Source organism: Amycolatopsis sp. NPDC059657 (assembly GCF_042734395.1).
In the GTDB taxonomy this organism is placed as follows: Bacteria; Actinomycetota; Actinomycetes; order Mycobacteriales; family Pseudonocardiaceae; genus Amycolatopsis.
In genome coordinates this window covers 1,313-5,227 of record NZ_JBHWEB010000237.1, presented here as the reverse complement: position 1 = coordinate 5,227, position 3,915 = coordinate 1,313, and the positions used below count along the sequence as shown (strand labels likewise).

Here is a 3,915-nt window from a genome sequence, read left to right as displayed (position 1 = left end):
TGCTGCAGGTCGCGGCGGTCGGCGACGAGGTGCTGTACTGCTTCAAAGTGTCCACCGGGTTCGACGGCCGTTCGGGCAGCGTGGTCGACTCGGGCTGCCTGGACCAGCCACAGTGGATGGTGCCCCGGCACGTGCTGCACGACGGCGGCCGGTACACCTGGACCGCGGAAACCGTGCTGCTGGACGGGAACACGCCGACCCCGGCACGCTGGGTCGGGCACTTCACGGTCAATCAGCGGGTCGGCGACCCGGGACCAGCGCCGACCGACGTGCTGGGCCCGGTGACGGTCAACCTGTTCAACGGCAACGCCCACGTCGAGGCGGCAGGCCCCGCGTTCAACTCGGTCGGCGGGCCCGCAGGTGTCAATTTCGCCTATAACTCAAGGCAAGGCGCCCCGCGCGGGGTGCGGGCCTCGTACTTCAACGACTCCCGTCACAACGGCACTCCGGACACCTTGCCGGTGATGGTGCGCGGCGAGGCGCAGGTCAACCTGGACTGGGGCATCGCGTGGAGCGGCAACCCCGACAACCTCCCGTGGCGGGAGAACCCGATTCCTCCCGCGCTCGACCGCGAGCACTTCGTCATTCGCTGGGAGGGCAACTTCAAGGCCCCGGTCAGCGGTGATTTCCGATTCGGCGGCGGGCACACCGACGGTGCGAAGATCTGGGTCGGCGACAAGCTGGTCTACGACAACCCGAACTCCGCCGACGTCAGCGAAGACTTCCTGCAGCCAGGCCCCAAGCAGGCGAGCGAAGTATCGCTGAAGGCGGGGCAGCGGGTGCCGGTCAAGATCGAGTTGTACCACCACTCGGCCGAGCGGCCCCGGATGGTGTTGTGGGCCAAGAGTTCCACCGGCGACGGTGAGAACCGCGGCCACAACCTCGACCCGCGGATCGTGCCGACGGAATGGCTCTACTCCGCCGATCCGCAGTCGCTGCCCGCCGGCTGGACCATTTCGGCTGCGGCGAGCAACTACAGCCGCGCCGAGATGCTGGACGGGTCGGTTGTGCTCACCGACGGTTCCGGCGCCAAGCACACCTGGGCCAAGGCCTCGTCGGGCGGCTTCACGCCGCCCGCCGGCGAGGACGGCGTGCTCGCGTTCGACTCGGGCGGCCGGATCACGGTCACCGAGGGCGAGACCGTGTCGGTGTTCAACTCCGACGGCTCGCTGGCCGCAGTGGCTTCGGTGCTGGACAGCAAGAAACCCGCCGCGCTGCAGTACCTCTACACCGGCACGCCGCCGCGGCTGACCGGGATCAAGGATCCGGTGTCCGGCCGGTCACACATCTTGTTCTACAACACCGACAACAGCGACAGCTGCTACGGCGGGGTGTCCCGCCCACCGGGCGCGGACGCGGCGCCCGCGCAGATGCTGTGCCGGGTCCGGTACTGGGACGGCACCGAGACGCGCCTGTGGTATCAGCTGGAAACCCTGGCCAGGATCGAGAATCCGGGCGCGGAGATCCGGGACTACGACTATCGCGGCCGGGTCGAGGCCAAGCGGCTTTACGACGAGGCTGGCGACAACGAAGAGCAGAAGCAGAAGGCGATCGACAGCATCGGCCCGCTGACCACGCTTCGCGGCAGCCTGGCCTATGACTGGCTCGCCCGGCAGGGACCGTCGGCAGGCAGCGGCTGCACGACCACCGAGGACGTCGCCGCCATCTGCACGGTGATCGGGTACGACACCGTCGTCGAGCATCCGCTGGAGCCGCCGGCACTGCGCGCGGTCCAGCTGCTGGCCCCGGCCCCGGACGGCCGCGAAGGCACCCTGCGCGCCGAGCACTTCTACCAGTATTACCTCGACCGCAAAGAGGCCACGGTCGCCGTGGCGGGCGTGTACGACGCCACCCGCTCCCGCACGGTGACCTACGACGACGCCGGCCGCGCGCTCGCCACCACCGACTTCGCCGGCGCGACGATCCGCGCGGAATGGAACGCGAAGGACAAGGCCACCGCGGCGGTCGACAGCGCGGGCAGGCGGTCCACCACGGTGTACGACCACGCCGACCGTGCGGTCGACCACTACGGGCCCGCACCTGCCTCGTGTTTCACCGGCCTGCTCCCGACTCCGGCGTGCGCGGCGAGCATGCCGCACACGCACACCGACTACGATCAAGGGCTGACCGGGCTTTCGGCCGCCTACTACGACAATCCCGCGCTTTCGGGTGTTCCCAAGCTTTTCGCCACCGGCAACGGCGCGTTGAACGGGGCCTGGGGCGGCGCCCCGCCGGTGGCCAACTCCGGCGGCTGGTCAGGCCGGTTCTCCGGTGAGATCCAGCTGCCCGCCGCCGGCGACTACGGGCTCGGGTTCACCGCGACCGACGGCGCCCGGCTGTGGATCGACGACTTCCTGATCGTCGATAGCTGGACTGACAAGGCTTCCACCGCGGCGGCGGGCAAGTACACCAACACGGCGGCCGGCAGCAAGCACCGGATCCGCGTCGACTACTACAACCGCTCCGGCTCGACCGGCGCGCTGAACCTCACGTGGACTCCGCCCGGCGCTTCGGCGGCGACGACGGTGCCGGGCGCGAACTTGGCGCCGCGATACGGGCTGACGACCGGCACGACCGTCGAGGACACCTCGGGTGGCGGCGTCGAACGGGCGCCGACCCGGCGCACGGCGAGCGGCTACGCCGACCAGGCGACCGGCATCGACCCGATATTCGGGCTCACGGTGTCGACGACCGCGGATCCCGGCGGGCTCAACCTGACCGGCCGTTCCGGCTACGAGCGGCAAGGCGAGGGCTACCTGCGCAAGCTGGCCTCGGCGTTGCCCGCTGGCGATCTCGGCAACGCGGGGAAACGCAACACGACCGGCTACTACGGTGACTCCGAAACCCGCGCCGACCCGTGTGTCCCGGGTTCACCGGCGGTGACTCAGGCCGGCATGGCGAAGACGGTCACGGGGCCGGTTCCGGGCAGTGGCCCGGCGATCGTCAGCGAGTCGGTGTACGACGCGGCTGGACGTGTTGTCGCGCAACGCATCGGCGACGAGTCGTGGACCTGTACCGCCTACGACTCGCGCGGCCGGGTGGTCAAGAAGACCGCTCCCGCGTACGGGGACAAGCCCGCGCGCACGGTCGTCACCGACTACGCGGCCGGCGGCAACCCGTTGGCCACGAAGGTGACCGACGAAAGCGGGTCGATCACCACCGTGATCGATCTGCTGGGCCAGGAGGTGAGCTACACCGACGCGGCGGGCGTGACCTCGACGGCCACCTATGACCAGGTCGGGCGGCTGACCCGCGACACCACCACGGTCAAGGGCGTGTCCAGCACGGTCGCTTACACCTGGAACGACGCCTCCCAGCTGACCGACGTGAAGGTGGACGGCGTCACCGTCGCCACCCCCGCGTACAACGCCGCCGCCGAACTGGAAAAGGTCGCGTACGGCAACGGGTCCCGGCTGGAGTCGTTGGCACGCAACAACTCGGGTAAACCGACCGCGGTCACGTGGAAGACGTCCGAGTCCACTGTGGTCGACAAGGTGACCCGCTCGCGGGACAACCGGATCACCGACGACGTGGTGACCCTCAATGGGAAGGCCGCCGCCAGTTACGCCTACACCTATGACACGATCGGCAGGCTGACGGCGGCGAGCGTGCCGCATCACGAGCTCACCTATCGATTCGACGCGGCCGACGGCTGCGGACCGGCCAAGACGGCGGGGCTCAACACCAACCGCACGGCGTCCACCGACAGTCTCAACGGCGCCGCGCCGGTGACCACCACCTACTGCTACGACGGCGCCGACCGGCTGCTGTCCACCAGCGGTGGCACGGCATTGGCGCTCACCTACGACTCGCACGGCGACACCGTGAAGGTCGGCGGCGACACGCTGGGCTATGACGCGACGAAACGTCATATGTCGACAAGTACCGCTACCGGCACGTCGATCACCTACACGC

General features: G+C 69.3%; 1 protein-coding gene. It reads left to right on the top strand.

Annotation, left to right across the window (positions count from 1 at the left end; genetic code table 11):
- Positions 1-3,915, top strand: a 3,915-nt coding sequence (locus ACFV15_RS47705) for a PA14 domain-containing protein (protein WP_378360112.1), incomplete at both ends; no start/stop codon positions are given.